At 67.0% G+C, this 2,185-nt stretch carries 2 protein-coding genes; one reads left to right on the forward strand and one right to left on the reverse strand.

Going from position 1 to position 2,185, the window contains the following annotated elements; translation table 11 throughout:
- Positions 1–532: 532 nt before the first annotated feature.
- Complete coding sequence (locus tag ACFWPS_RS53920; protein WP_383721906.1) at positions 533–1,264, reverse strand: GntR family transcriptional regulator; 732 nt, start codon at positions 1,262–1,264, stop codon at positions 533–535.
- Between the two features lie 314 nt (positions 1,265–1,578).
- On the opposite strand from ACFWPS_RS53920, the gene ACFWPS_RS53925 reads away from it, so the two are divergent.
- Entirely contained in the window at positions 1,579–2,127 is a 549-nt protein-coding gene (locus ACFWPS_RS53925; protein ID WP_383721908.1) for a flavin reductase family protein, read from the forward strand.
- Positions 2,128–2,185: the final 58 nt, after the last annotated feature.

Raw genomic sequence — 2,185 nt, forward strand, 5'->3', positions numbered from 1 at the left:
CAGCGCCTCGCCCATCGGCGTCCCCGGACCCACCTCGGTCAGACGGGCGTCGTGGGACGAGGCGGGACGACCGTAACCCGTACCGGTGTCCGGACTGGGAGAGGTGGCAGTCATGGTGCGCTCCTTGGAAAGCTCAGCAGAGGAGGAGGGCACGGCTGGGTGCCGTGCGCGAGGTTGTTCGAGCGGCCTACGAGAGTTCGACAGAGGGGGACTCTCGGATGACTTGGAACATCAATTGGCCTACGCTGATATTTCAGCCTGGTGCATCCACGAAACATGCTCGAAAAGACTTTGTCAAGAGCTGCTCACCGGCCCGTCGAGCAGAGTCGTCGGCATATTCGCCGGACCGGTGCTGTGCGGCGCTTCGGGCGCCTCGGCGCCGCTGCCGCCTGGCGGGAAACGTGCCACCCGCCAGGCGGGCGCAGTGGGTCCGTGCCGAGTCGTGAGGCGACGCTCGCGGTCTGCTCGTCATGGCTTTCGACTGCCGGTGTCCCGTCCGGCCGCCCTCGTTCGGGCGTGCGGCTGCAGGGCTTTACACAGGTCGGGCGGTCGACTGTGGCAGCGGGAGGATCTCCGTCCTGGTGACCGACGGCCACCGGGCGAGTGTGTGCAGGACGCGGCTGTGTGACTGGCGGATGTACTCGCGGGTGAGCTCGGCGGCCCTCTCGCCGTCGCGGCGGCCGACCGCCTCGCTCCAGCCCGCCACGTACTGAGGGGAGACGGAGAAGATCAACACCGAATCGTTGAGGAGTGACAGCACCCGTCTCAGTTCGCCGGCCACGGCACGGTACGCATTGACGATGTAGGGATTGTCCGTGGCGTTCACCAGTACCGCGAACGCGTCCTCCGAGAGTTCGAGCCACACCTGGGTCAACTCACGGCTGGGCACGTCGGTGGATGCCTGCCCCAGGAACTGCTCGAACCCCGCGACCGCACGGTCGAGTTGTTCCCGGGCGGCCCCGGTGATGCCGCGGCGCACGGTCTCCGGACCGAGGAGCTCCCAGAAGTTGAACAGGTCGTCGACTCCCTTGAGAGTCATCGGCTTGACCTGGTACCCCCGGCGAGGCTGGGTGCGGACCAGCCCTTCATGGTCCAGCCTTGTCAGCGCTTCGCGGACGGCGGAGATGCCCAGCTTGGTCTCGGCGGCGACCTGGCGCTCGGTGATCCGGTGTCCAGGGGGGAGGCGACACGAAAGGATGTCCTCGCGGAGGCGCTGGTAGGCGATCTCGCGCAGCGGAACTGCCTCAGGCTCGTAGACGGCCACGATGTGTCACCTTCGTGTGTCGGTAACGGTCTCCCCTTGCCACGTTGCTTCGAAGCTAGCATCTCTCAAGCGCACTGTGCTACGTCAAATGAGTCAATCTGCCATGTCAGGTGCCCCTGCCGTTGGTGTAGGTGCTTGCGGGTGGCTGGTCCGACATTTCGCTGGAGCGCCGGGTGTAAGGGCGCGTCTGCGTGGCCAGGGGCTCGGAGGCGACCCTTTTCTTGTGAAGTGTCAGTAGCTATACTCTGATACATCAATTCGCGCTGTCGGCTCGACCCGCCGGCACCGTAGCCGCAGAGCAGGAGGGCCGTCCGATGCCGGATGCAGTGCCAGTCGCCACCCCGACCAGCGACGGGTCGCGGATGACCACGCGCGTCACGGGCCCGCTCCAGACCGCGTTCCGCGAGGCCATGGCCTCCGTGTGCGCACCGGTCGCGGTGATCACCACCAGGGGGCATGGCCTGCCGTACGGAACCACGGTCAGCGCCTTCACGTCACTGTCCATGGATCCGCCCATGATTCTGGTCTCGCTCGACCGGCGCTCGCAGCTGCTCGGCGTCGTTCGTGACAGCGGAACGTTCGGCGTCAATATCCTCGGCAGCGCACAGGCCGCTCTCGCGGCGCACTTCGCGCGTAAGGGCGGAACGGGGAAGTTCGCCGATGTCGTCTGGCACGACGACTCCGGCCTGCCACGCCTTCCCGGCCTTGCGGGGTTCCTCAGGTGCCGGGTGGCCCGCCTGGTCGACGGCGGTGACCACATCGTGGTGCTGGGTGATGTCGTGGCCGCGGACAGCACCCCCGGTAGGCCCTTGACCTACCACAACCGTGAGTTCGGAACACATGTGAGCCTCAAGGGGGCGTGAGGGCGCGGAGACGCGTCCCGGGAGGGAGCCCCTCCTGCGACAGCGAACGGTCCCGGGC

Source organism: Streptomyces sp. NPDC058457, from assembly GCF_042720695.1.
Lineage (GTDB): Bacteria > Actinomycetota > Actinomycetes > Streptomycetales > Streptomycetaceae > Streptomyces.